Origin of the sequence: Streptomyces sp. SCUT-3, assembly GCF_014083985.1 — a bacterium.
GTDB classification, from domain to species: Bacteria; Actinomycetota; Actinomycetes; order Streptomycetales; family Streptomycetaceae; genus Streptomyces_H; species Streptomyces_H thermolineatus.
The window spans coordinates 1192152-1218023 of record NZ_CP046907.1; the positions used below are offsets into that span (position 1 = coordinate 1192152).

At 75.6% G+C, this 25872-nt stretch carries 20 protein-coding genes and 1 pseudogene; 12 read left to right on the forward strand and 9 right to left on the reverse strand.

Annotated features, from left to right (window positions below; genetic code table 11):
* Positions 1 to 10: 10 nt before the first annotated feature.
* The 4 genes from GQS52_RS05200 (at position 11) to pssA (ending at position 3371) form a co-directional block, all read left to right on the forward strand.
* Complete coding sequence (locus GQS52_RS05200; RefSeq protein ID WP_182311881.1) at positions 11 to 523, forward strand: MaoC family dehydratase; 513 nt, start codon at positions 11 to 13, stop codon at positions 521 to 523.
* 5 nt (positions 524 to 528) lie between these two features.
* Complete coding sequence (locus GQS52_RS05205) at positions 529 to 1734, forward strand: acyl-CoA dehydrogenase family protein (RefSeq protein WP_182311882.1); 1206 nt, start codon at positions 529 to 531, stop codon at positions 1732 to 1734.
* Between the two features lie 169 nt (positions 1735 to 1903).
* On the forward strand, positions 1904 to 2551 hold the full coding sequence (locus GQS52_RS05210) for a phosphatidylserine decarboxylase (RefSeq protein WP_182311883.1): 648 nt from the start codon (positions 1904 to 1906) through the stop codon (positions 2549 to 2551).
* The gene (pssA, locus tag GQS52_RS05215) at positions 2538 to 3371 is read left to right on the forward strand and encodes a CDP-diacylglycerol--serine O-phosphatidyltransferase (RefSeq protein ID WP_259370597.1); all 834 of its coding nucleotides are present in this window, start codon (positions 2538 to 2540) and stop codon (positions 3369 to 3371) included. Before GQS52_RS05210 ends, pssA begins: the two co-directional genes overlap by 14 nt.
* 168 nt (positions 3372 to 3539) lie before the next feature.
* Here the strand turns inward: pssA and GQS52_RS05220 are convergent, their stop codons facing one another.
* Positions 3540 to 4679: a glycerate kinase gene (locus tag GQS52_RS05220; protein WP_259370598.1), complete on the reverse strand. Its 1140-nt coding sequence runs from the start codon at positions 4677 to 4679 to the stop codon at positions 3540 to 3542.
* A 198-nt stretch (positions 4680 to 4877) separates the two neighbouring features.
* Here GQS52_RS05220 and GQS52_RS05225 point away from each other — a divergent pair, with 198 nt between their 5' ends.
* From GQS52_RS05225 to GQS52_RS05240, 4 genes are all read left to right on the forward strand, one after another.
* Positions 4878 to 6680 (forward strand): BCCT family transporter, encoded by a 1803-nt coding sequence (locus GQS52_RS05225; RefSeq protein WP_182311885.1) that lies wholly within the window; start codon positions 4878 to 4880, stop codon positions 6678 to 6680.
* A 141-nt stretch (positions 6681 to 6821) separates the two neighbouring features.
* Positions 6822 to 7034 carry a cold-shock protein gene (locus GQS52_RS05230; protein WP_182311886.1) on the forward strand — a complete coding sequence of 71 codons (213 nt, stop codon included), beginning with the start codon at positions 6822 to 6824 and terminating at the stop codon, positions 7032 to 7034.
* Between the two features lie 160 nt (positions 7035 to 7194).
* Positions 7195 to 8190, forward strand: coding sequence for a magnesium and cobalt transport protein CorA (locus tag GQS52_RS05235; protein WP_182311887.1), 996 nt, complete (start codon positions 7195 to 7197; stop codon positions 8188 to 8190).
* Positions 8191 to 8250: 60 nt separating this feature from the next.
* The gene (locus GQS52_RS05240; RefSeq protein ID WP_182311888.1) at positions 8251 to 8751 is read left to right on the forward strand and encodes an NUDIX hydrolase; all 501 of its coding nucleotides are present in this window, start codon (positions 8251 to 8253) and stop codon (positions 8749 to 8751) included.
* Positions 8752 to 8862: 111 nt separating this feature from the next.
* Here the strand turns inward: GQS52_RS05240 and GQS52_RS05245 are convergent, their stop codons facing one another.
* Together GQS52_RS05245 and ggt are read right to left on the reverse strand one after the other, a co-directional pair.
* Complete coding sequence (locus tag GQS52_RS05245; RefSeq protein ID WP_182311889.1) at positions 8863 to 9669, reverse strand: inositol monophosphatase; 807 nt, start codon at positions 9667 to 9669, stop codon at positions 8863 to 8865.
* 261 nt (positions 9670 to 9930) lie between these two features.
* A complete protein-coding gene (gene ggt / locus GQS52_RS05250; protein ID WP_182311890.1) occupies positions 9931 to 11769 on the reverse strand; it encodes a gamma-glutamyltransferase in 1839 nt (612 codons plus the stop codon).
* 251 nt (positions 11770 to 12020) lie between these two features.
* Between ggt and GQS52_RS05255 the strand changes: the two are divergent.
* From GQS52_RS05255 to GQS52_RS28200, 3 genes and pseudogenes are all read left to right on the forward strand, one after another.
* A pseudogene (locus GQS52_RS05255) lies at positions 12021 to 12719 on the forward strand (hypothetical protein); the annotation flags it as partial.
* A gap of 335 nt (positions 12720 to 13054) precedes the next feature.
* Complete coding sequence (locus GQS52_RS05260) at positions 13055 to 14710, forward strand: CocE/NonD family hydrolase (RefSeq protein WP_182311891.1); 1656 nt, start codon at positions 13055 to 13057, stop codon at positions 14708 to 14710.
* 343 nt (positions 14711 to 15053) lie between these two features.
* A complete protein-coding gene (locus GQS52_RS28200; protein ID WP_182311892.1) occupies positions 15054 to 15959 on the forward strand; it encodes a chaplin in 906 nt (301 codons plus the stop codon).
* A 226-nt stretch (positions 15960 to 16185) separates the two neighbouring features.
* On the opposite strand, the gene GQS52_RS05270 is transcribed toward GQS52_RS28200, so the two are convergent.
* Entirely contained in the window at positions 16186 to 16695 is a 510-nt protein-coding gene (locus tag GQS52_RS05270) for a DUF6278 family protein (protein ID WP_182311893.1), read from the reverse strand.
* 162 nt (positions 16696 to 16857) lie between these two features.
* On the opposite strand from GQS52_RS05270, the gene GQS52_RS05275 reads away from it, so the two are divergent.
* Entirely contained in the window at positions 16858 to 18801 is a 1944-nt protein-coding gene (locus tag GQS52_RS05275) for a GDSL-type esterase/lipase family protein (protein ID WP_259370599.1), read from the forward strand.
* 53 nt (positions 18802 to 18854) lie between these two features.
* Here the strand turns inward: GQS52_RS05275 and GQS52_RS05280 are convergent, their stop codons facing one another.
* The 5 genes from GQS52_RS05280 to GQS52_RS05295 all read right to left on the reverse strand — a co-directional run bounded on the left by GQS52_RS05280 (position 18855) and on the right by GQS52_RS05295 (position 25334).
* Positions 18855 to 19991 (reverse strand): hypothetical protein, encoded by a 1137-nt coding sequence (locus tag GQS52_RS05280; protein ID WP_182311894.1) that lies wholly within the window; start codon positions 19989 to 19991, stop codon positions 18855 to 18857.
* A gap of 379 nt (positions 19992 to 20370) precedes the next feature.
* Positions 20371 to 22245, reverse strand: a complete 1875-nt coding sequence (locus GQS52_RS05285; protein WP_182311895.1) for a hypothetical protein — start codon at positions 22243 to 22245, stop codon at positions 20371 to 20373.
* A 14-nt stretch (positions 22246 to 22259) separates the two neighbouring features.
* Positions 22260 to 22532 carry a hypothetical protein gene (locus GQS52_RS27530; protein ID WP_259370600.1) on the reverse strand — a complete coding sequence of 91 codons (273 nt, stop codon included), beginning with the start codon at positions 22530 to 22532 and terminating at the stop codon, positions 22260 to 22262.
* A gap of 88 nt (positions 22533 to 22620) precedes the next feature.
* Positions 22621 to 23739: a TIGR02678 family protein gene (locus GQS52_RS05290; RefSeq protein WP_259370601.1), complete on the reverse strand. Its 1119-nt coding sequence runs from the start codon at positions 23737 to 23739 to the stop codon at positions 22621 to 22623.
* Positions 23736 to 25334 (reverse strand): DUF2397 family protein, encoded by a 1599-nt coding sequence (locus GQS52_RS05295; RefSeq protein ID WP_182311896.1) that lies wholly within the window; start codon positions 25332 to 25334, stop codon positions 23736 to 23738. The genes GQS52_RS05290 and GQS52_RS05295 overlap by 4 nt, the downstream gene beginning before the upstream one ends.
* Positions 25335 to 25872: the final 538 nt, after the last annotated feature.

Sequence of the window (25872 nt, forward strand, 5' to 3'; positions counted from 1 at the left end):
AGGCTTGAGAATGCAGTTCGGTCGCACCTATGAGGAGTTCGAGGTCGGGGCGGTCTACAAGCACTGGCCCGGAAAGACGGTCACCGAGTACGACGACCACCTCTTCTGCCTCCTCACCATGAACCACCACCCGCTCCACATGGACACCAACTACGCCGAGAAGACGACGGACTTCGGCAGGAACGTGGTGGTGGGCAACTACATCTACTCGCTCCTGCTGGGCATGTCCGTCCCCGACATCTCCGGCAAGGCGATCGCCAACCTGGAGATCGAGTCGCTCAAGCACGTGGCACCGACCTTCCACGGCGACACGATCTACGGCGAGACGACCGTCCTCGACAAGTGGCCGTCGAAGTCCAAGGACGACCGCGGCATCGTGTACGTCGAGACCAAGGGCTACAAGCAGGACGGCACCCTGGTGTGCGTGTTCCGGCGCAAGGTCATGGTCCCCACGGCCACCTACATCACCGCGCGCGGCGGCGAGCAGCCGGGCCGCCCCGAGCTGCAGCAGAAGGAGAAGTGAGTCACATGGGCCGCCTTGCGCAGACCGAGGGCCTGACCGAGATCCAGCGCGAGATCGTCTCCACCGTCCGCAACTTCGTGGACAAGGAGATCATCCCGGTCGCCACCGAGCTGGAGCACCGCGACGAGTACCCGACCGAGATCGTCGAGGGCCTCAAGGAGCTCGGCGTCTTCGGGCTGATGATCCCCGAGGAGTACGGCGGGCTCGGCGAGTCGCTGCTCACCTACGCCCTGTGCGTGGAGGAGATCGCCCGCGGCTGGATGAGCGTCTCCGGCATCATCAACACCCACTTCATCGTCGCGTACATGCTCAAGCAGCACGGCACCCAGGAGCAGAAGGACCACTTCCTGCCCCGGATGGCCACCGGCGAGGTGCGCGGCGCGTTCTCCATGTCGGAGCCGGGCCTGGGCTCGGACGTCTCGGCGATCAGCACCAAGGGCGTCCGCGACGGCGACGAGTTCGTCCTGACCGGCCAGAAGATGTGGCTGACCAACGGCGGTTCCTCCACCCTGGTCGCGGTGCTGTGCCGCACCGACGAGGGCCACCCCGAGGGCACCGCGCCGCACAAGTCGATGACCACCTTCCTGATCGAGAAGGAGCCCGGCTTCGGCGAGGTCCGCCCCGGCCTGACGATCCCGGGCAAGATCGAGAAGATGGGCTACAAGGGTGTCGACACCACCGAGCTCATCCTCGACGGCGTACGGGTGCCGGCGAACCGCGTCCTGGGCGGGACCACCGGCCGCGGCTTCTACCAGATGATGGACGGCGTCGAGGTCGGCCGCGTCAACGTGGCCGCCCGCGGCTGCGGCGTGGCGCAGCGCGCCTTCGAGCTGGGCGTGGACTACGCGCAGCAGCGCCACACCTTCGGCAAGCCGATCGCCCAGCACCAGGCGATCCAGTTCAAGCTCGCCGAGATGGCCACCAAGGTCGAGGCCGCGCACGCGATGATGGTCAACGCCGCGCGCAAGAAGGACAGCGGGCAGCGCAACGACCTCGAGGCCGGCATGGCGAAGTACCTGGCCTCGGAGTACTGCAAGGAGGTCGTGGAGGACTCGTTCCGCATCCACGGCGGCTACGGCTTCTCCAAGGAGTACGAGATCGAGCGCCTGTACCGCGAGGCCCCGATGCTGCTGATCGGTGAAGGTACCGCCGAGATCCAGAAAATGATCATCGGTCGGCGACTCCTCGAGGAGTACCGCATCCAGGGCTGAATGTCCTGATATGTTCATATATTCCCCCTAGGGGAACCCGATGCCCTGGCGGTTTCGGACAACGTACTGGCCACCGAGCTTGGCGAGTTGTTGTCCGGAGCCGCTAGCATCGTTTGAAAGCCGCCGCCACCACCACCCCGCGGCATCTCCTCCGCTACGAAGGTCATCAATGCCCCACAGCAATTCTTCTGCAAGGCGCGGCAGGGTCTCCCTCGCGCGTGGAGCGTCGCCGTGGCTCCTTCCGACCGTGGCGACCGCCGCGGTCAGCCTGGCCAAGGCCCGCCGCTCGGGGCGCTGGGCAGCAGCAGCCGTTCCCGCCACAGCGCTGGCGGCGGGCATGCTGTGGTTCTTCCGCGACCCCGAGCGCGAGATCGCCACCGGCCGCGTCATCTCCCCCGCCGACGGCGTGGTGCAGAGCATCATGCCGTGGAAGGACGGGCGCACCCGCGTGGCCATCTTCATGAGCCCGCTCAACGTGCACGTCAACCGGGCTCCGCTGGCGGGCACCGTGACCTCCGTCGAGCACATCCCCGGCGGATACGTCCCGGCGTTCAACAAGGAGAGCGAGTTCAACGAGCGGGTCGTCTGGCACTTCGACACCGAGATCGGCGACGTGGAGATGGTGCAGATCGCCGGCGCGGTGGCCCGGCGCATCGTCCCCTACGTCCCGCAGGGCACCAAGGTCGAGCAGGGCGAGCGGATCGGCCTGATCCGCTTCGGGTCGCGCGTCGACGTCTACCTCCCGGAGGGCGTCGAGGCGGCGGTCGAGGTCGGCCAGCCCACGCGAGCAGGGGAGACCCGCCTTGACCGTGATTGATTCCGACACACAGGGGCCCTGGGCGGCCGAGGACGACGACATGCCGCTGTCCACGCGGCTGTCGATAGCCGACGCGCTGACCCTGGGCAACGCCGCCTGCGGCTTCCTGGCCGTGTACTTCACCACCACCGGCGTCCTGGTCCCCCACCTGATGGGCCAGACGGACGGCGGGATGACCCGCAGCAGCGCCGCCACGGCGGTGACGCTGCTGCTGCTCGCCTCCGTCTTCGACCTCTTCGACGGGCTGGTCGCGCGCAAGCTGCGCAGCTCGGCGATGGGCGCGGAGCTGGACAACCTCTCCGACCTGATCAGCTTCGGGCTGGCGCCGGCGTACTTCGTCGTCGTCTGGGGCCTGGTCTCGGACGGCGTGCACCAGCGGCTCTCGGCGGTGGCCGCCATCGTGGTCCTGCTGGCGGTCGTGCTCCGACTGGCGAGATTCTCCTGCACCACGGTCCGCGACGGCGTCTTCCAGGGCATGCCGAGCCCCTTCGGCGCGCTCACGGTGATCTCCGTGGTGCTGCTGCAGCTGCCCTTCGTGCCCACCCTGCTGGCGATCGTCGGCGTGGCGTGGCTGATGGTCAGCCGGGTCGAGTACCCCAAGCCGCGCGGCAGGCTCGCGGTGGCGGTGCTGGCCTGGGTCGCGATCAGCATCGGCTGCCTGACCGCCTGGACCGTCGGCGCCCCCGGCGGCGAGCAGCTCCTGAAGACCGGGGCCGCCCTCCAGGTGATCCTGGCCGCGGTCATCCCGCTGTTCGCCACGGCCCGGCGGGCCAACGCCTTCCGCGTCAACCGGCGCGACCGGGCGGCCCAGCTGCCCTAGGGCACACCCTCCCGGAACGGGAGCGGACGGGGCGGGGCCCGGCGATCGGATCGATCGCCGGGCCCCGCCCCGTTCCCGCGCCCGTCCCGTTTCCGTCCCGCCCCGTTCCCGCGCCCGTCCCGCACCGTGCGCCGCGTCCGCGGGCACGGGCCGGTGCGGGACGGCGGCTCACACCAGCCAGTCGCGGGCGACGCGCTCCGCCGTCCGCTCCAGCAGCGGGCCGGCCTGCGCCATGCACACCGCCGGGTCCGGCTCGAGGTCGGTCAGCGCGTAGGCCCGCAGGACGCCCGCCCCGGCCAGCGCCCGCGGGTCCAGCAGCAGCCGGCCGCAGACCGCGACCACGTCCAGCCCTCGCCCGCGCGCGGCCCGCGCGACCCCCGCGGGCGCCTTCCCGTGCAGGGTCTGCTCGTCGAGCGAACCCTCCCCGGTGATCACGAAGTCCGCCCGGTCCAGGGCCTCGGCGAAGCGCAGCGTCTCCATCAGCACCTCGATGCCCGGCCGGAACACCGCCCCCAGGCCCACCAGGGCCGCGTAGCCGACCCCGCCGGCCGCGCCCGCCCCCGGGGCCCGCGCCGCAGCGGCGGCCCGCTCCCCCAGCGCCTCCGCGAGGACCCGCACCCAGCGGCCCAGGGCCGCCTCCAGCGCCTCCACCTCCCCGGGCGAGGCGCCCTTCTGCGGCCCGTAGACGGCGGCCGCGCCGGCGGGCCCCAGCAGCGGGTTGTCGACGTCTCCCGCCAGCACCACCTCCGCGTCCGCCAGCCGCCCGTCCAGCGCGGACAGGTCCGCCGAGGCCAGCCCGGCGAGCGGGCCGCCGCCGGGCCCCACCGGGGCCCCGTCCGCGTCCAGCAGCCGGGCCCCGAGGGCGGTGAGCATCCCGGCCCCGCCGTCGGTGGTGGCGCTGCCGCCGACGCCAAGGACGATCCTGCGCGCGCCCGCGTCGAGTGCCGCCCGCAGCAGTTCGCCGGTGCCCCGCGTGGTGGCCTCCAGGGGGGCGAACACCCCTTCCGCCAGGTGCCGCAGCCCGGACGCCTGGGCCATCTCCAGCACCGCGTCGGTGCCGCGCAGCGCGTACGCCGCGCGCACCGGTGTGCCCAGCGGGCCGGTGACCTCGGCCTCGCGCCGCTCGAAACCCGCGGCCACGGCCGCGTCCACCGTGCCCTCCCCGCCGTCGGCCACCGGCAGCGCCTCGGTGCGCAGCCCCGGCACGACCCGGCGGAGTCCCCGGGCGACGTGGTCCGCGACCTGCGCGGCGGAGAGCGACCCCTTGAACTTGTCCGCAGCGATCAGAACGTGTCGTCCGCCGGCCACTTCCCACTCCCGTCCACGGTCGTCCCCGGTCGTCGTGACGTTCCGGACCCTACCGCCGCCGGACCCCCGCATCCGGCCGTCACTCTCCGCGCACGGGCCGTCGCGGACGTTTCCGCAGCTCCGGGCCGGATAGTGAATGAGGGTTCCGGTGGAAAACCACCGCCCGCTTCCTCTCCGTGAGCCGGAAAGGGGTCACAGATGAGCACTCCCGGTACAGCACCCGGCGGGGATCCGCGCGCCGCCGGGGAGCCGGTCGCCGAGCCGCTGCCCGGCGCCGGCCCGCAGCCCAGGACCCTGCCGCCCGACCGGGTGGTGTTCGGCGTCGGCACCCTGCTGACCGCCGCCCTCGTCGCCTGGGGCGTGTTCGCCCCGGAACACCTCGACTCCGTGGCCGGCGCCGCCCTCGACTGGACCCTGCACAGCTTCGCCTGGCTGTTCGTCTCCGCCGCCGACCTCTTCCTCGTCCTCGCCCTGGTGCTGGCCGCGACCCGGTTCGGCCGCATCCGCCTGGGCCGGGACGACGAGGTCCCCGAGTTCAACGCCGTGTCGTGGACCGCGATGATGTTCAGCGCCGGCATGGGAATCGGGCTGATGTTCTACGGCGTCGCCGAGCCGCTGACCCACTTCTCCGACCCGCCGCCCGCCTCCGGCCAGGAGCCGCTGAGCGAGGGCGCCGCCCGCAGCGCCATGGAGTACACCCTCTTCCACTGGACGCTGCACCCGTGGGCGATCTACGCCGTCGCCGGCCTGGCCCTGGCCTACGCGACCTTCCGCAAGGGGCGCGGCAACAACATGAGCTCGGCGTTCGTGGGACTGCTGGGCAAAAAGCGCACCGAGGGGGCCCCGGGCCGGGCGATCGACCTGCTGGCGATCTTCGCCACCGTCTTCGGGTCGGCGACCAGCCTGGGCCTGGGGGCGCTGCAGATGGCCGCCGGCCTGGAGCTGGTCGCCGGCGTAGCGGCCGGCAAGTGGCTGGAACTGATCATCATCGCCGCCCTCACCCTGGCCTTCGTGGTCTCCGCCGTCAGCGGCGTCCACCGCGGCGTGAAGTGGCTGTCGACGACCAACATGGCGCTGGCGGTCTTCCTGATCGCCTTCGTCTTCGTCGTCGGCCCCACGGTCTACGTCCTGGACGTGCTGCCGGCGAGCGTCGGCGGCTACCTGAACAACCTGATCCCGATGGCGAGCGCCACCGGCGCCTTCTCCGACCCCGGGTGGCTGGGCGGCTGGACCGTCTTCTACTGGGCGTGGTGGCTGTCCTGGGCCCCCTTCGTGGGCACCTTCATCGCCCGCATCTCGCGCGGCCGCACCGTCCGCGAGTTCGTCGTCGGGGTGCTGCTGGTGCCCAGCGGCGCCAGCGCGGTGTGGTTCGCCGTCCTGGGCGGCAGCGCGATCCGGCTGCAGGACCGCGGGGACGCGGACCTGGTGGGCGCGCTGGGCAAGGGGCAGGAGGCCGCGCTGTTCGGCCTGCTGGAGGCCCTCCCCTGGTACACCCTGACCGGCCTGGTCTGCATCGTGCTGGTCGCCCTGTACTTCGTCAGCGGCGCCGACGCCGCCTCGCTCGTCCTGGGCTCGCTGTCCAGCCGCGGCGCCCTCCAGCCGCGGCGCGGACTGGTCGTCACCTGGGGCGTGCTGATCGGGGCGGTCGCCGCCGTGCTGCTGCTGGCCGGCGGCCTGGAGGCGCTGCAGACGGCGACGATCCTGGTCGCGCTGCCGTTCGTGCTGGTCATGCTGGGGCTGTGCGCGTCGCTGGTGAAGGAGCTCCGGGAGGACCCGGCGCTGGGGGCGGAGCGCCGCCGCGCCCTGCGCGGCATCCGGGACGCGGTCCGCGCCGAGGTCGGCGAGGCCATGGCCGAGCACGCCGCGGTCCACCCCCACCACCGCCGGCTGCGCCGCGCCGCCCGCAGCGCGAGGGGCGCGGGCGGCCCCGGGGACGAGAGCGACCCCGGGGACGGGAGCGACTCCGGGGAGCAGAGCGGCCCCGGGGGCGGAAAACCGTAACGCACCTCTCGCACCATCCGTGTGCCGTCGAACGGATAGGCGGGCGCCGAGTTGGGTAGAACGGCGGCGGGTGCCCGCGGAGGGCCCCGGAGAAGGCCCGCACCCGGGCCGGCTCCCTACGTGGATGAAGGACGCATCAGCATGGCCAGTGGCACCGTGAAGTGGTTCAACTCCGAGAAGGGCTACGGCTTCATCTCCCAGGACGGCGGGGGCCCGGACGTCTTCGCGCACTACTCCAACATCCAGGGGGGCGGCTACCGGGAGCTGACCGAGGGCGAAGCCGTCGAGTTCGAGGTCGGACAGGGCCAGAAGGGGCCGCAGGCCGAGAACATCGTTCGTCTGAACGCCCGCTGACACGGCGTCGGACGCACAGGAGGACCCGGCCGCGGGGGCCCGGGCGCACCGCACCGCGCGGAGCGCCCGGGCCCTTCGGCGTCCGGCGGAACGGACGGCTCGAGAACCGCGGCACGAGAACCGCGGCATGAAACCCGCGGCAGCGCGCATCCGAGGAAGCATGGAATGCGCCATCTACGAAGGACAGGACGGCACGGGCACGGGGCTGATGTCCCGTCCGGACGCGGCACAGGGGTGCGAGTCCGTGCTGAAACGGCTGCGCGGGCTGGGCGGCGACGCCTTCGGCTGGGTCCGCCTCGACAACCCTTCGGCCGGCGAGCTCGAGCAGTTGGGCGAGGGACTGGGCCTGCACCCGCTGGCCGTCGAGGACGCCCTCCAGCCGCAGCAGCGCCCCAAGCGCGAGCGCTACGCCGACGGCGTCCTCGCGGTCGCGCTGCGGACCCTGTGGTACGTCGGGGAGACCTCCGACGTGGAGGTGGGCCAGGTCATGGTCTTCCTCGGGCCGCGTTTCGTGGTCACCGTCCGGCACGGCCGGGCCGACCCCGCCGCCGAGGCCGCCCGCCGGCTCGGGGCCGACCCCGCGCCCCTGGCCTTCGGACCGGCCGGCGTGCTGCACGCCGTCCTCGACGTGGTCGTCGACTCCTACGGGACGGCCGCCCGGCAGGTGGGGGCGGACCTGACCGCCCTCGAACGCCGGGTCTTCTCCCCCGAGCGCGAGGACGTCATCGAGGAGGTGTACTCCCTCAAGCGGGAGGTGCTGGAGTTCCGCGACACCGTCCAGCCGCTGCTCCCGGTGGCCGAGGAGTTCGCGGGCCCGCGCACCGGCTGGCCCGAGGAGGCGCTGCCGTACTTCCGCGACGTGGCCGACCACCTCCAGCACACCTCCAACGAGGTCCGCGCCCTGGACGAGCTGCTCAACTCGGTGCTGGACGCCCACCTGGCCCGGGTGGGCGCCTGGCAGAACGACGACATGCGCACCATCTCCGCCTGGGCCGCCATCTTCGCCCTGCCCACCCTGGTCGCCGGGGTGTACGGGATGAACTTCGAGCACATGCCCGAGGCCGAATGGTCCTACGGCTACCCGGCCGCCCTCGGGCTGATGGCGGGCGCCTGCTTCCTGCTGTACCGGCTCTTCCGCCGCAACGGCTGGCTGTGAGCCGGACACGGGCGGAGCACAGCGGCGCGGGCGGAGCACAGCAGCGGGTACGGTGCGGGCATGCTCGACTACGCCGCCTACATCGCCGGGCTGCCGAAGGTCCTCGCCGCGGCCGAGGTGCTCTTCCGCGACGCGGACGGCCGCGTCCTCCTGGTGAGGACGACCTACCGGGAGGACGGCCGGTGGACCCTGCCCGGAGGCGGGGTGGAGTCCGACACCGGGGAGAGCCCGCGCCGGGCGGCCCGCCGCGAGGTGCGCGAGGAGCTGGGGATCGGCACCGGGCCGGGCGCCCTGCTCGCCGTGGACTGGGTGCACGGCGAGCAGCGGCCCCCGGTCGTGGTCCACCTCTACGACGGCGGTGTGCTCGACGGGGCCCGGCAGGCCGCGGTCGTCCTCCAGGAGGAGGAGCTGGCCGAGTGGCGCATGGTCGCGCCGGGCGGCCCCGAGGCCGAGGCCCTGGCCGCCCCGGGCGTCCTGCGCCGCGTGCGCGCCGCACTGGCCGCCCGCGCGGCCGGGGGCGGCCCCGTCGAACTCGAGGACGGCCTGCCCGCGGACGGTTGAGCGCCGCCGGGGGCCGGGGCATCCGAAGGCCGCCGAAGGCCGAGAGCCGACCCGGGTCGGGCCGGGCCGGGCCGGGTCGGGCCGGGCCGGGCCGGGTCGGGTCGGGTCAGGTCAGGTCAGGAGGCCGAGCAGCAGGTCGACCGTCTTGGCGTCGCCGGCCGCGGCGAACGGCAGGGTGTTGCCTCCGCCGAGGGCGAACGGCAGGCCGGCGGCCGTGGCGTGCGCGCCGCCCGCCTCGGTCACCAGCAGCAGCCCGGCCGCGTGGTCCCAGGGCTTCTCCCAGGTGAAGACCACCGCGTCCAGGTCGTTGTCGGCGATCCTGAGGTAGTCCAGGCCGGCGCAGGTGCACCGCTGGAGCTCGACCCCGTCGATCCCCAGGCGCCCGATCAGCGCCTGCTCGTCCAGGCTGAGGAACTCCGGCCGCGAGGTGCCCACGCGCAGCGGCCGGCCCGGCACGGGCGGCGCGACGCGCATCGGACGGCCGTCCAGGTGCGCGCCCCGTCCGGCGCGGGCGGTGGCCATGACGTCCAGGGCGGGGGCGAAGGTCCACGCGGCCAGGGTGCGCCCGCCGTGGACGAGGGCGACCAGGGTGGCGAAGTCCTGTTCGCCGCGCACGAAGTTGCTGGTGCCGTCGACCGGGTCGACGATCCACACCGGCCGGCTGCCCCGTACCTCCTCCAGCAGTTCGGGGCGGGCGTGGACGCCCTCCTCGCCGACCACCACCGAGCCGGGGACGAGGTGCACGAGTTCCTGGGAGAGGCGTTCCTCGGCCAGCCGGTCCGCGACGGTGACGAGGTCCCCCGGGCCCTTCTCGACGATGTCGCCCGAGGCCAGCTTGCGGAAGCGGGCCAGGACCTCCTCCCGGGCCACGGTCCGCACCGTCTCCGTCACTGTCGCGAAAAGGCTGTCTTCGATCACCCGGCCATTCCATCAAACCGGGCGGCCGGCCGCGCACCACCGGGGTCCGCCCCGGAGAAGCCTTTACCCGCCCGTGCAGGGCCGCGGCCGCCTCGGCCGCCTCCTGCCGGTCGAGCGAAAGAGTCCAGTTCTTCCGAACGGCATTGGAAACCGGGGGTGTTACGGACGCGCTACGAGAGGTCTGCGGGCCGGGCCCGGCGCCGGGGGGGTGCGGGGCGGGTTCCCCGCGTCCCGCACCCCCCGGCGCCGGGCCCTCCCGCCTCACGGCGAGGGGCTGACCACCATCGCGGACCCGCCGCCGCGCCGAACGGTCTCCGCCGCGGCGAGCCACCGGCCGTCGTCGAGCCGCTGCACGGCCGTGGCCGCGCCGATCTCCGGGTTCTGCTTGAAGACGTGCCCCAGTTCCTCGAGGCGGGTGCGCTCCGCACCGTCCCACAGGCCCGGTTCCAGGTCGGTGGCGGCCGTGTTGCGCTGGCTGGCGCGGGGCGCGGCGATCGCGTCGACGAGCGGCAGTCCCCGGTCGACGTGGCCGGTGAGCACCTGCAGGACGGTGGTGATGATGGTGGAGCCGCCCGGGGAGCCGAGGGCGAAGGCCGGCCTGCCCTTGTCCAGGACGATCGTCGGCGACATCGACGAGCGCGGCCGCTTGCCCGGGCCGGGCAGGTTGGGGTCGTGGACGGCCGGGTTCGCGGGGGCGAAGGAGAAGTCCGTCAGCTCGTTGTTGAGCAGGAAGCCCCGGCCGGGGACGGTGATGCCGCTGCCGCCGGTCTGCTCGATGGTGAGGGTGTAGGCCACGACGTTGCCCCACCGGTCGGCGGTGGTCAGGTGGGTGGTGCTCTCGCCCTCGTAGGTGGTGGGGGCGGCGGTGCCGCGGGTGTCGCAGCCCTTCCCGGGCCGGTTCGGGTCACCGGGTGCGACGGGGCTGGTGAGCACCGCGTCGTCGCGGATCAGGCAGGCGCGCGAGTCGGCGTACCGCTGCGACAGCAGGCCCTTGACGGGCACGTCCTCGGACGCCGGGTCGCCGACCCAGCGCCCGCGGTCGGCGAAGGCCACGCGGCTCGCCTCGATCAGGCGGTGCAGGTAGGCGGTGCGGTCGGCGGCGGACAGGTCGGTGCGCTCGAGCATGTTGAGCGCCTGGCCGACGGTGGTGCCGCCGGAGGAGGAGGGCGCCATGCCGTAGACGTCCAGCCCCCGGTAGCGGACCTTGGTGGGCTTCTGGTGGCGCACCTCGTAGACGCGCAGGTCCTCGGCGGTGAGGTCACCGGCCCTCACCTTCCTGTCCGCCCGCGGGTCGACGGGCGGCTTGCGGACGGTGTCGACCACGTCGCGGCCGATGCCGCCGCGGTAGAAGGCGGCGTCCACGCCGTCGGCGGCCAGCTCGCGGTAGGTCCGGGCCAGGTCGGGGTTGGTGAGGGTGCTGCCGACGACGGGCAGTTCGCCCCCGGGGAGGAAGAGCTCGGCGGAGGCGGGGAAGTCGGCGAAGCGCTCCCGGTTGTCGGCGGTCTGCTTGCGGAAGGTCTCGTCGACGGTGAAGCCGCGTTCGGCCAGTCGGGTGGCCGGGCGCAGCACCTCGGCCAGCGAGCGGGTGCCCCAGGTGTCGAGTGCCTCGTCCCAGGTGGCGGGGGTGCCCGGGGTGCCGACACTCAGGCCGCTGGTGACGGCCTCGGCGAAGGGGATCGGGGCGCCGTTCTCGGTGAACAGGCCCTTGTCCGCGGTGAGCGGGGCGGTCTCGCGGCCGTCGAGGGTCTGTACCCTGCCCGTCCTCGCGTCGTAGTGGACGAAGTAGCCGCCGCCCCCGATCCCCGCGGAGTAGGGCTCGGTGACGCCGAGGGCGGCGGCGGTGGCCACTGCGGCGTCGACCGCGTTGCCCCCCTTGCGCAGGACCTCGACGCCGGCGGCGGAGGCGTCCGGGTCGACCGACGAGACGGCTCCCCCGTACCCGGTGGCGACCGGCGTCTTCGCGGCGACCGGCGCTTTCGCGGCGGTCGGCGTCTTCGCGGCGGCGCGGTCCCCGGCCTGCGGCGGCGCGGCGGCGACGGCCGTCCCGACGACCGCCGCCACGGCCGCCAGGGCGAGGCCCCGTCGGGCGTGAATCCCCATCAGCACTCCCTTCGCGTAACGTTCCGGCAGACTAGCCCGGTATCGGCTCCCCGTCAGGACGGCCTCGTGCGGCGCACCCCGCCCCGGGGTGCGGCAGGAAACGCCTCGCAGGGACGCGCCCCGGGGCGCGTCGCACGGGCACCCGCCTCTCGAACACCCGACCGCCCGAACACCGGGCCGCTACCATGCCGCGGACGGGGAGGCGGGCCCGCGGCGGGCCGCGGCGAAGGGGGAGACCGGTGGCCGACGGCCTGACGGAGATCGTGCTGGGTGTCGCCGCGAGCGCGGTGAGCGCCCTGCTGGGCTGGCTGCTGCGCACCTTCACCTGGCGGCGCAGGCTGCGCCGCAAGCAGCGCTTCCTCGGGCTGCCGGACGGGGCCGAGTGCCTGCTGGTGGTCAACCGCGACGCGTCCGGCGACGGGCGGAGCGTCGCCCGGGGCGACACGTACGCGCTGATGGAGCTGGCCACGCTGGTGAACGAGTGCGGTGCCCGCGCCGAGGTGCTGGCCCACGACGCCGCGTGGCAGGGCTTCGGGGGACGCACCGAGTTCTGCATCGGCGGACCGGCGTCCAACCGCCGGTCCGCCGCCCACCTGTCCACCCTGCTGCCGGGGGTGGAGTTCGACGTCCGGCCGGAGCCGGGCCCGGACCGCGCGGCGCTGACCGTCGGCGGCCGGACCTACCGGATGGTCCACGGGTCGGTGGAGTACGTGCTGCTGGCCCGGCTGGCCGGCGGGGAGCGGGGCCGGCCGGTGTTCCTGGTGGCCGGCCAGCGGTCGGTGGACAACCAGGCGGCGGTGCGCCACCTGGTCCGCCACCACGTCCGGCTGTCGCGCACGTACGGGGTGAACGGCTCGTTCTGCCTGCTGCTGAAGGTGGTCAACTCCGCGGCGTACGGCCCGGACCTGGTGGAGGTCGTCGCGGACGTGACCGACGCGGCCCGGACGCCCCGCGCCGCCGCCGGCCCCGAGGGCGCCCCCGAGGCAGGGGGCGGTCTCGGTCCTGGGGGTGGTCCCGGGGACGCGGGCGAGGGCGCGCCCGGGAGCGGCGGCGGGAGCGGAGCCGGTGGGACGGAAGAGGCCCAGGGAGCGGACGATGTCCCCAACTCCCGTGCACAGTCAGCCGGTTGACCCCGAGTCCGACGAACGGCCAACTCTCGACATCGTTACCCGCACGTAACCAGCACGACCATTACCGCAGGTAAGCCTGCGTGGTTACTCTCCAGTCACCTTCTCCCCGCGGCGTGCTCCCCGGCACGTCCGCCCTGGCCTGTCTGGAGCCGCTCATGAGATCCGCCCGGTCCCGTCGGATTCGCAGCGCAGCCGCCGGCACTCTCACAGCCGCCCTCCTGGCCACCGCGGCCGTCGGGGCCGCGGCTCCCGCCGCGACCGCGGCCACCGCCTCCACGACCGCCTCCGCCTCCTCCGCCACCTTCGAGTTCGTCGACATCCCCGGCTCGGGCGGCATCACCCTCAAGGGGAACGTCTTCACCCCCGGCGACTACGACGGCACCCGGACCTACCCGATGGTCGTACTGCCCAGCAGCTGGTCGCTGAACGACCTGGAGTACATCGCCCAGGCCAAGAAGCTGGCCGACTCCGGCTACGTGGTGGTCAGCTACACCTCCCGCGGCTTCTGGCTCTCCGGCGGCGAGATCGAGGTCGCCGGCCCGGAGGACGTGGCCGACATCAGCAAGGTCATCGACTGGGCCCTGGCCAACACCCCGGCCGACGAGGACCGGATCGGCATGGCGGGCATCTCCTACGGCGCGGGCCTGAGCCTGATGGGCGCGGCCTTCGACGAGCGGGTCAAGGCCGTCGTCGCGCTGAGCGGCTGGGCCGACCTGGTGGAGTCGCTGTTCACCGGGCGCACTCAGAAGCTGCAGGCGTCCCTGATGCTCGGCGGCAGCGGCTACCTGACCGGCCGTCCCGGCGACGAGCTCAAGACGGTCCTCGGCGACTTCCTCGCGGGCCGGTACGACAAGGAGGCCGAGCTGCGCGCCTGGGGCAAGGAGCGCTCCCCCGCCACCCACGTCGACCGGATCAACGCCAACGGCACGGCCGTGATGATGGGCAACGCCTGGGGCGACAGCCTCTTCCCGCCCGACCAGCTCGGCGCCTTCTACGAGAAGCTCGAAGGCCCCAAGCGGCTGGAGTTCCGCCCCGGCGACCACGCCACCGCCGAGGCGACCGGCCTGTTCGGCCTGCCCAACGACGTGTGGCAGGACGGCGTGCGGTGGCTGGACCACCACCTCAAGGGGGCCGACAACGGCATCGACGCCGAGCGGCCCGTCCGGCTGAAGTCCCGCACCGGGGGCGGCTACGAGGGGTACGCGAGCTGGTCGGCGCTGGCGACCGAGCACAAGCGGCTCCCGCTGGGCGGGAAGGGCTGGCTGCTGGGCACCGGTGAGCTGGGCGCCGGCGCCGAGACCGACTGGTCGACCGGCATCGGCACCAACCTCGACTCCGGCGCCAACGGCGGCATCATCTTCCTGTCCAACCTGGCCGACCAGCTGGTCCAGCAGCCGCCGTCCGTCTCGGTGCCGCTGCTGCCGCGCACGGTCTCGGCCGTGTGGCAGTCGGAGAAGTACGGCACCGCGCAGCGCGTGCGCGGCTCCGCGAAGCTGCACACCACCGTGACCCCCTCCGACGACAGGGGCACGCTGATGGCCTACCTGTACGACGTGGACTCCTTCGGCACGGGCAAGCTGGTCACCCACTCGGCCTTCACCTTCACCGACCGGACCCCCGGCAGGCCCTTCACCCTCGACCTGGACCTGACCGCCACCTCCTACGACGTGCCCGCCGGACACCGGCTGGCCCTGGTGGTGGACACCGTCGACCCGCTCTACCTCGAGCACAACGCGCTCGGCACGACGCTGACCTTCTCCTCCACCGCCGCCGACCCCTCCTGGCTGTCGGTGCCGCTGGACAACCGCTGACGACCGCGGGGCGGAGCCGACGGGCCCGTCCCACACGCGTGTGCCCCGGACCGGTGGACCGGTCCGGGGCACACGCGCGCCAACCGTTCGAAGCGGGAGCAGAACGACAGCGGGCAAAAAGACCATAAGCCGCATCCAGGAGTTAATCCTGTCGTATCCCCTGGGGCTTCGCCCGAAAAGAGTCAAAAAAACCCTTTTCCAGCTCTCTTTTCATACAAGAAAACAATGTTGCTTTTGGGGTTCTTGGGATTGAATCGTGGATTCGCCATAACGCGATGCCCCCCAACGGCGTTGATCCGGCTGCGGGAATGCGTCCCGCTGTTTTCCGGAAGGATCAAAACCCATGAGACAGGTCGCACGGAAGCGGCTGCTGACCGTCGTCGCAGCGAGCGGTGTCATTGCTGCAGGAGCGGGTTACGCACACGCGGACTCGGGTGCCCAGGGCGTCGCCGCCGGGTCTCCCGGCGTCCTCTCGGGCAATACCGTGCAGGCTCCTGTGAACGTGCCGGTCAACGTCTGTGACACCACCGTCACCGGGGCCGGTGTCCTCAACCAGTCGATCGGGGACACCGCCTGCATCAACGCGGACGGCGCGGACAAGGACGACGCCAAGTCCTACGGCTCGAAGGTCGAGGGCCACAAGGGCGGGGACAGGAAGGAGGACTCCCGGGACTGGAAGGGCTCCTCCGACAAGGACCGCGGTGACCACCACGGCGAGAAGCGCGCCGGCGGCGTCTACGGCGACGACGACTCGGAGCACGCCGGCGGCGCGAACGCCGAGGCGGCTGCGGTCGGTTCCCCCGGCGTCCTCAGCGGCAACGTCGTCCAGGCCCCGGTCAACGCCCCGGTCAACGTCTGCGACACGAACGTGGACGTCGTCGCCCTGCTCAACCTCGACAAGGGCAACACCGCCTGCGTCAACGAGAACGGCGGGCACGGCCGGGACAAGGACCGGGACCACGGCCGCGACCACGGCCGCGACCACGACCACGGCCGTGACAAGGACAAGGACAAGGACCGGGACCACGGCCGGGACCACGACCGCGGCCACGACCGGGACCACGAGGGCCGGGACGAGGGCTACGAGGGCGACCACGAGGGCGAGCACGGCAAGCGTCCCGCCGGCGAGCGCGGAGTCCTGGCCGAGACCGGTTCCTCCTCCCCCGCGAACATGCTGGCCCCGGCCGCGGCCGGCCTGATCCTGGGCGGTGCCGTGCTCTACCGCCGCTCCCGGGCCTCCCGCGTCTGACCGTCGCCGGCCCACCCGGACCCACGGGTCCCCCGCGTGCGCGGGGCCTCCCCCAGGAGGCCCCGCGCACAGCTGTCTCCCGCCGTCCGGCCTCCCGCCACTCCCCCGCCCGGCACGGAGCCCCGGCACGGAGCCCGGAACGCCACCCGGTGCGGCGCAGCACCCGGAACGGCGCAGCATCCGGTGCGGCGCAGCACCCGGTGCGGGAACGGCGCCGCAGCAGCGGTCAGTCCTCCGCCTCCGCCACCGTCTCCGCGTACGCCTGGGCCAGTTCCGGCGCCCCCTCGTCCGCCCAGCTGTGCCCCACCGCCACCACGTCCAGCTCCCGGCCGTCCGGGAGCCGGACCACGGGGCGGCCGCCGGGCCACACCTGCCACGAGGCACCCGCGACATGACGGACGATCACCGTGCCCAGGTACAGCCCCGCGTCGTTGCCGAGCCAGGAACGCCTCTCCTCGTCGTCCCGCCAGCGGGGGACGAGCTGGTCCAGCGCGGCCAGCGACTCCACGCCGTCGTCCAGTTCGACGTCCGCCTCCCTCGCCTGCGCCCTCAGCAGCTCGCACTCGGAGAGCAGCTCGGCGATCACCACGGCGGCCTCCGACGCCCCCTCGGGGCCGCCGTCCCGCCCGCCGTCCGCCCCGTCCCGGGGGGAGCCGCCGCCGGGCACTGCCATCACCGCGACACCGCGCACGGGGCCGTGCCGCCTGCGCCACCTGTCCAGGAAGGGGATGCCCATGCCCCTCAGCGTCGCACCCGGGAGGGTGCGGCGGCCACCAGGCGTGCGGGCGTGGCGCCCGGGACGTGGCCCGATCTTCACCTTTACGGCCCCCCTGCGCCTCCCTACCGTCAACGCGCACCTGTCGCATCATTTCCCCACCGACCGACCAAGGGGCCCGTATTGTCCTCCAGCAGACCAGACCCGACGGCGAAGGGGACGAAGGGGCGGAAGGCACTCACCACCGTCCTCGCCGCCGCCCTCCTCACCGCCGCACCGGTGTCCGCCACCGCGACCGCGTCGCCGGGCACGGCCCGGGACGCGTCGCCGGGATCCGGGGTGGCGCCCACGTCCGCCGATCCATCGCCGCTCCCCCTCCACCGGCTCTTCGACAACACCGGGACCGCCCCCGACGGCCCTGTCGCTCCCGGTCAAGGGGGACTGGACGGTGCCGGCAACGCCCTCTCCCGGGACGACCTCGCCGCCGCCGGCTGGGCCCCGGGCTCCCGGCTCACCCTGGACGGCACCCCGCTGACGTGGCCGGACTCCCGCCCCGGGCAGCCCGACAACGTGGTGGCCGACGGCCAGGCGGTCCGCCCCGACGGACACGGCGACGGGCGCGGCGACGGGCGCGGCGACGGGCGCGGTGAGGCGCTGTCGTTCCTGGTCACCGCGACCGGCGGCACGGCGGGCGGCACCGGCGCCGTCCGCTACCGCGACGGCTCGCGCAGCACGTTCGCCCTCACCTCGCCGGACTGGCGCAGCGGGCCCCTGGGCAGCAAGATCATCGCCCTTCCCCACGTCAACGGGCCCGACGGCCGGCGCGAGGAGGCCGCACGCCTGTACACCGTCACCGTGCCCCTGGACCCCGGCCGGCCGGTGGACTCCGTCGTCCTGCCGCAGGACCGGGACGGCGCCGGCAAGGGGGCGGACCTGCACGTGTTCGCGCTGTCGGTGCGCGAACCGGCGAAGGGCTGGACCGGGACCTGGGCGGCGAGCACCGGCGGCTACACGGCCGTGGGCCCCTGGCGGGACCAGACGCTGCGGCTGGCGGTACGGGCCACCGGCGGCGGCCCGCGCGCCCGCATCCGGCTCGGCAACGCCTTCGCCGCCAGGGCCGTGGAGATCGGCGGCGCCACGGTCGCCCTGCGCGGCGACGGTGCGGCGGCCGAGGGCAAGCCGGTGCCGCTGACCTTCGGGGGCGGGGAGCGCGGGGTGCGCGTCCCGGCGGGCGGCCAGGCCGTCAGCGACCCCGCGCCGTTCGCCGTCCCCGCCGGAGCACAGCTGCTGGTCAGCATCCACCTCCCCGGGCCGGTCGAAGCCGCCCCCGTGCACGCCCACGCCCTGCGGACGTCGTGGATCAGCCCGCCCGGCAGCGGCGACCGCACCGCCGACACCGGCGCGAAGGCGTTCACCGGCACCCTGAAGACCTGGCCCTTCCTGACCGGAGTGGACGTCAGCAGCCCCTCCCCCAGGTCCGCACGGGGTTCCGGGACCGGCGCCGTGGTCACCCTGGGCGACTCGATCACCGACGGCGTCGGCTCCACCGCCGACGCCGACAACCGGTGGCCGGACGTGCTGTCCCGCAGGCTGCTCGGGGCGGACCGGCCCCCCGTCCAAAGCGTGCTGAACCACGGGATCTCGGCCAACCGGATCGTCACCGACCGGTACCTGGGCGACGGCGTCAGCAGGATCACCGGCGGGGTCAGCGCGCAGAACCGCCTGGAGCGCGACGTGCTGTCGCAGCCCGGGGTGCGGACGGTGGTCGTCTTCGAGGGGATCAACGACCTGCGGGCCGGCACCTCCCCGGAGGAGGTCGCCGCCGGCCTGCGCGCCGTCGCCGAGCGGGCCCGGGCCCGCGGCCTGCGGGTGGTCGTGGCCACCGTCGCCCCGTGCGGCGGCTACCCCGACTGCTCGGCGCAGGTGGAGGCGCGACGGCAGACCCTCAACGCGTTCATCCGCTCCGACCGCGGACTGTTCGACGGCGTGGCCGACTTCGACGCGGTGCTGCGCGACCCCGCCGCCCCGCACCGTCTGCTGCCCGCCTACGACAGCGGCGACCACCTCCACCCCGGCGACGCCGGCCTCACCGCCCTGGGCGAGTCCTTCGACCTCCGCCTGCTTTGAGGACCGCCCCCGCCGCCCCGCCCCGTGGGGCGGAGCGGCGGGGGCGGGGCCGGTCAGGCGCGTGCGTCGTCCGCACGCCCCCAGAGCACGACGCCGTCGCGCTCCTCCACCAGCACCTGGTCGTGCTCGCCCACCCGGGAGAGCAGTTCGCTGTCGGCCACGTCGTCCTCGGGCGGCCCCAGGTGGTCGACGAGCCGCTCCACCAGGGCGCGCAGCGCCTTCATCCGGGCGCGGGCGCCGGTCGCGGACCCGGGCTTCCCGGTCCCTCCCGCCGCCTGCGCCCCGGTGGCCGCCGCGACCGCGGCGTCCAGCGCGTCGCCGATGCCGCTGCACCGGCGGACCTGGGGAAGCCCGAGCACCCTGCACAGCGTCTCCCCGGCGGCGACCGCCGCGGCCTGCCGTTCCGAGAGCGCCGCGACCGCCCCGTCGCGCTCGACCTCCGCCGCCGTCCTGACGTCCTTGGCCCGAGCCCACTCGGCCTCGGCCGCGGCCAGCTGCACCGCGGTCTCCGCGATCCGCAGCCACACCTCCGCCTCCCGCTGCCGCGCAACGGCCTCCGGGCCCCGGGCCTCCGGGCCCCGGGCCTCCGGGCCCCGGTCCTCCGGGCCCCGGGCGACACCGCCGGGGGCCCCGTCGTCCCCGGGGCTGTCGGGACCTTCCGCTCCGTCACGGGACGTCCCGCCCGGCTCCCGGGGGCCGTCCTCGGACGGTGCCCCGTCCTCCCCCGCGCGCTCGCGCTCGCCGGCGAGTTCGGCGAGCCGGGCGCCGTGCCGGTCCGCGGCCTCCTCCCGGCGGCGGCGCGCCGCGGCGAACGCCTCCCGTTCGCGGTCGTGACGGTCCAGTCCCGCCCGCAGCGCGGCCGCCGACCGGCGCAGCGCCGGCAGCTCGTACCGCAGCCGCTCCAGCGCCGCCCGGACCCCGTGCAGCGCCACGGCGTCCGTCGGCAGGGCGGCCGCGCGGGCGGCGGCCTCCGCCGCGTCGCGCAGGCCGGCGGCGCGCGCCCGGGCTTCCTCCGCCACCCGCGCGGCCTGCGCCGCCCGGTCCGCCGACGCCCGCACGAGCGCCTCGGCCGCCTCGGCGGCCGCGTGCGCGGCGGCCACCGGCCGGCCGGAGGGCAGGGCGGGCAGCATCTCGTCCAGTTCGCGCGCCACCCCGTCGCACTCGGCGAGTTCGCACTCCGCGCGGCGCACCGCCTCGTCCGCGTCCTGCAGTCGGCGTCGACGGCGGCCAGCCGCAGGCGCAGCGTCTCGGCCCGGGCGTCCGCCCCTATGTACTCCGCGCGCTCCTTGTCGTGGGCGCCGCCCAGCGTGCCCAGGCGCCAGCGCCCGTCGTCGGTGATCCAGACCGGCAGGTCGCCGGCCGGGCCGAAGGCCGTCGCCTCCAGGACTGCCGCGACGCGTTCCGCCCCGACGCCGCTGCCGGGGCACTCGACGGGGCGCAGCACCTCGGCCAGGGTGCGGGGGCCGTCCGCGCCCCCCTCGTCGCCGTCCCGGTCCGCCCGGGCGCGCCGGCCGTCCACGCGGACGAGGACGTCGCGGGTGTCGGGGTCCAGGAGCAGCCCGTCCGCCGTCACCCAGGCGTCCAGGAGCCCGGCCGCCTCCAGGGCCGCCTCGAGCCCGGCGCGCTCCGCGGGCCCGAACCCGTCCTCGTCCGTGCGGGTGAACTCCACGAGCCGGTAGAACGGCGCGCCGGTGCCCGGCTCGCGCTCCGCGTCGCGGAAGGGGGGCGGGGCCGGCTCGGCCCCGTCCCGCGACGCAAGCTCCCCGCGCCGTGCGGCGACCCCGGCCCGGTGCTCCTCGGCGACCGCACGGCGGCCCGCCGCAGCCTCGCGCAGGCGCGCGTTGTACCCGGCCAGCAGCACGACGGCGCGGTGTGCCGCCCGGGCGACCCGGTCGGGGACCCCGGGATCCAGGACGCCCCCGCCCTCCCCGGGCCGGGAGGGGAGGCGGCGGGGATGGAGCCGGGGACGGGGTCACCGGCCGCCGCCACCAGGGCCACGACGTCGTCGAGGGCGGCGAACGCCTCCCGGGCGGCGGCCTGCGCGGCCTCATGCGGGGCCTCCCGGGCGGCGGCCTGCGCGGCCTCCTGCGCGGCGGTTTCCCGGACGGTGGAGGGCGCCGCGTCCGGTCCGGGCTCCGGCGCGGGGCCCGGACCCTCCCCCGGGCCGCTCCCGCCGTCCGTTCCCGGGGTGCTCCCCGCGGCGCCCCCGGCACCGGCGCCCCCCGCGGGAACCGGCTCCGGCACGCCCCCGGCCGGCGCGGCCTCCGCGCCCCCGGCCGGCACGGCCTCCGGCGAGCAGGACTTCACCGCCGTCCGCATGCGGTCGGCCCACTCCCGGACCTGCTCCGCGTACTCCGCGCAGACCCGGACCGCACGGTCGGTACGCCCTGCGGCCTCCTCCGCGGCCGCGGCCGCCAGCGCGTCCAGGCGCTCGGTGCCCTGCCCGGCGGACAGCGCCTCCTGCTCTGCCGCCCCGGCGGCCTCCAGCGCGGCCGCCAGCTCCCCGGCCGCGCGCAGACGCTCCGCGACCCCGCTCTCCACCTGCTCGAGGAGCCGCCCCCACCCCTCCAGCGCCTCCCCCAGCAGGCCGGTGTCGACCGCCCGGGGCCCGGGGAGGTCCAGGCGGTAGGCGGAGCCGTCGGGCGTGGGCACCTCCAGGCGGTGCGGCGCGCAGAAGAGGCCGTCGGACGGGTCGGAGGGGTCGGACGGCAGGGCCGGCACCGACTGCGGCGACAGCGCGGACAGCAGTGACGGGTCCAGGCCGGCTTCCGCCGCGGCCCCGGCCGCGGCCCGTGCGTCCCGGCGCAGGTCCTCCAGCCGCGCGGCGACGGCCGCCGCTCCCCCGTCCAGGCGGCCGGCCGCGACGCCCTCGGCCTCCCCGGCCAGCAGGGCCGCGTACATCGAGCTCTGGGCGGCGGCGTCCAGCGCCTCGAGCAGGCGCCGTCCCAGCCGCTGCTCCTCCTCCGTGGGGCCGGCGTCCTCCGCCTCCCCCCGCAGGGCGCGCAGCTCCTCCTCCGCCCGCTCCCGCGCGGCGCGCAGCGACTCGGCGCGGGCGACGTGCTCCCGCTCGTCGGCGCGCAGCCGCTCCGCGGCCAGGGCCGCGGCCCCGGCGGCACGGCGGTGGCGGGCGAGGAGGTCGAGCTGCTCGCGCACCGCCTGCCCCTTGCTCCGCAGCACTCCGTGCAGGTAGCCGCGGTAGACGGGGAGGACGTCGGCAGGAGGGCTGCCGTCGGCCGGGCCCTGCCCCGCCTCCGGGGCGTTCGCGGCCTCCGGGGCGTTCGCGGCCTCCGGGGCTTCGGCGGGTTCCGGGCCCCCCGGCGCGCCGGAGGCCTCGGGGAGGCCGGACGCCTCGGGGGCGCGCGGGCCCGGAACGGCGACGCCGCCCGGCGGGGCCGGGGTCGCGGTGCGGGAGTCCCTGGAACGGGAGGACGGCTGGGATGTCACGGGGGGAACTCCTCCTACGGCCGGCCCGGGAGCGTGGGCGGGCCGTCGGGGTGGGGGGCGGTGCCGACGGGCGGCGCGGGCGGTACGGGTACTGCGGACGGTACGGGTGCTGCGGACGGTACGGCGGCCGGGGGCGGGGCGGTGACCGGGGGCAGGACGGTGGCCGGGGGTCCGGCGGGCCGGGGCGCCTCGGTCGGCGGGGGCGCCTTGCGGGCGTGCCGGCCGCGCGGGCGGTCGGTGTGGAGGGTGAGCTCGGGGGCGTAGCGGGCGGCTGCCGCGAGCAGCACCCATCCCGCACGGCGGTGCCGCGCGCGCCGGCCAGGCCGCCGTCGCCGGTGTCGGCGGCGGAGGCCCGGTGCGGGCCGGCGGGAGCCATCAGGCCCATGCGGTGCAGCAGGCCGAGGACGTCGCGCCGGAAGAGGGTGCGGTCGGCGAGGTAGTCGCGCCGCCAGCCGGCCCGGTCCCCGTACTCGTCGGCGATGTCTCCGAGCAGGCCGTCGACGAAGGCGTCCGGCACCGGCACGCCGACGGTCGGCCCCAGTTCCTCGGGGTGGGGCGGAGTGCGTCGACGAGCCGCTCGACGAGCAGCAGTGCCGCCTGGGCGAGGGTGTCGGTGCCGGGGAACTCCAGGTCGCTGAGTTCACCCGTCGGGTCGACGAGCGCCACGCCCTCGGCGCGGACCTCGGTCTCCAGCCCGAACAGCTCGCGGTAGGCGTGCGCCTCCTCGTGCTGCCGGGCCCCCAGCAGGGCCCGCTCGCCGGGGCCGAGTTCGTCCAGGTGGACGGCCGGGCCCTCGACGAGCCTGCGGCGCACGGCGACGGCCGGGGCGGGCGCGGCGCTAGCCCGCCGCACCAGGTCGTCCGGGTCCTCGGCCGAGTCGAGGGGGCCGGTGACCAGCGCCCGGGCCAGGTCGTGGTCGACGCGCAGCAGCGGGTCCGGGGCGGGGACGGGGCCGTCGTCGGCCGGGACGAGGACCTGCCAGTCCAGCAGGCGGCGCAGCGCGGCGCCCAGCGCCCGCCGTTCCGCCTGCTCCTCCGCCCGTTCGCCGGCGGACAGCCCGGCCTCGTCGGCAGCCGCGTGGACCTCCCCGGTGAGCCGGGAGAGCAGGACCTCCTCCGGGCAGCCCTCCAGGACCGCGAGGGCGAGCGCCAGGAAGGCGTAGGCGCGCGGGGTGAACAACGTCCCGGAAGGGCGCTCCAGCCCCCGCCCGGTCCCCGGGCCGAGCCCGGACTTGGCCAGCCGCGCGTGGGAGGGCCCGACGGTCAGGCGGTAGCCCAGGAACCGCTCGAACGTGTCCGCCAGCGGACCGGCGTGCTTGCGGACGAGGGCGAACCCGTCCGCGTGCGGGCCGTCGGCGGTCAGCAGCGGACGGGCGAGCAGCAGCCGCGCGGCCGCTCGCCGCTCCGCCGCGGCGGCGGCCTCCGCGGCGGCGTCCGCGGCGGCGTCCGCGGAGGCCGGCGCGTCCGCCGCGCCGTACTCGTGGTGCTCGGTCATCGGACGCCCTCGGGCAGCAGGTGGTGTGCTGCGGCATCGTACGCGCCCAGGACCAGGACCAGGTCGTCCAGGTGCAGGTCGCCCCGGGTGCTCCGGAGGACGGTACGGGTCCCCAGCCGGCACTCGACGTGCAGCCGGAGGCCCAGGGCCGCGTCGGCGGCGACCGCACCGGCCGTGCCGGGGCCTGCGTTGGCCAGGGCCGCCGAGAGCAGCTGGAGCAGCAGCTCGACGGCCTGCGGCGAGAGCATCGCCGCTTCCAACCTGCCCGCAGCCGAACGCAGTTCGTCGGCCGCCGCACGGCGCACGTCCGCGGCGGGGTGTGCGGGAGGCACGTGGACGGGCCCCGCCGGGGCGGGCACGAAGGGAAGGGGACCTGACGGGGCGGTGCCTGCCGGGACTGGACCTGCCGGAACGGGGCGGGCCGGGGCGGGGACGAACGGTTCGGCCCGGTGTCCCGCCCCCCGGTGTCCCGCGCCGCGGAACCCCGCGTCGCGGGCTCCTGCCGCCAGGGCCTTCGCGGCCCGGGACGCCGCGGCGTCCGCCGCCCCGGCCTCCGCCGTCGCCGTCGTCACCGCCGTCGCCGTCACCGGTTCTGCGAGGGCCTGCCCGGGAGTCGCCCGGCTCCCGCACTCCCGCAGCGCGGCGGGGACCCGGACGGTCGGCCCCGCCCACCAGCTGGTCCCGGCCGGTACGGCGGTGCCGGAGGTGAGGGCGATCCCCAGGTGCCGGGCACGGTGGAGGCCGAACGCCGCGTCGAAGAGGTCGTGCGCGTCCACCGCGTCCGCCGCGTCGAACCACCGGGCGAGGCGGAGCAGGCCGCCGCGGCGCGACGCCGCCTCCGGGGAGGGCGCGCCGGACGGGGACGCCTCGGAGGCGCCCGTCCCGCAGGGGGGTCCCTCCTGGGAGGACGCCCCGGACAGGGCCTCACCGGGCGAGGTCTCGAAGGGCAGGGGCTCGCCGGACGGACCCTCGCCGGGCAGGGCCTCGTCGGACGGCGCCTTCCCGGACGGGGCCGGCTCCGGGGAGGGCTCCTCGGCGGTGGCCGGGCCGGAGCCGGGGCCGGGGCCGGGGCCGAGTCCTGGGTCGGTCGCGGTCCGCAGGGTCTTCGCGGCGGCGGCCACCGCCTGCCGTATGCGTTCCGCCTCGCCCCCCGGGGCGCACCATTCCCCCAGCTCCGCCGGGAGGGTGCCGGTGACGGGCGCGCCGGTGCCGTCGGGCGCGCCGAGGAGGGCGGCCATCGCGGGTACGTGGAGCTCCAGCGCCCCGGCGACCTCCTCCGCGCGGTCCGCCGCCTCCTCGAGCCCGGCGGCTCCTGCGTCCACTCCTGCGTCCGCCCTCTCTTCTGTCCTTCCCGCCCCGCTGTGCGGGGCGGCCGTCAGTTCGCCCAGGCGGGCGCAGAATTCTCTCAGGGCGGCGGTGAACTCCCTGAAGCCCAGGGAGACCAGGGCGGCCGCGGCCCGCCCCGCCCGGCCGGGGGCGGAGCCGTCGCCCCCCGTCCCGGAAGCGGAGGCCGAACCGTCCGGGCCGTCCGGATCGGCCGGGTCTGCGAGGTCGGCGAGGCTCTGGGCGACCAGGGCGAGGAGCGAGGTGTCCACGGCGGGCAGGGCCGGCGGGGGGGGGCGTCGAGCACCGCCTCCGCCTCCCGCTGGACGCGCTCGCCGAGGGCGGTGAGCCGGTAGCGGGGGACGTCCGGCGAGGACGTGTCCTGCGGGACGCGCAGCAGGTTGCCCCAGAGGGCCAGTTGCTGCGCACGGGCCTCGACGGCCGCCGGTCCCGGGCGGCCGCCGAGGCGTTCGGAGACCTCGGACGCCGACAGGCCGGCGAGCGGCGCGGCGGCACGGAACACCCGCAGGACCGCGAGGTGGTCGGTGCGCTCGGGCTCGGGCGCGCCGAGGTACGCGTAGGGGGCCGGCCGCCCGTCGGCGGCTGCGGCCCTCGGTTCCGCTTCGCTGCTGTCACCGGTCCGCCGGTCGGCGGACCGCCCCGTGCCCTGGTCCATCCGCCCCAGCCTAAACGCCCCGGTAGGCACCCCGGGACCAGCCCCCCGAGGATTTCCGCGGGCGCGCGCCGCCGGCCCGGCGACCGGCGTGACCTCCCGTCACAAGCACGGACGGATGGGGTGAACGCCTCTTC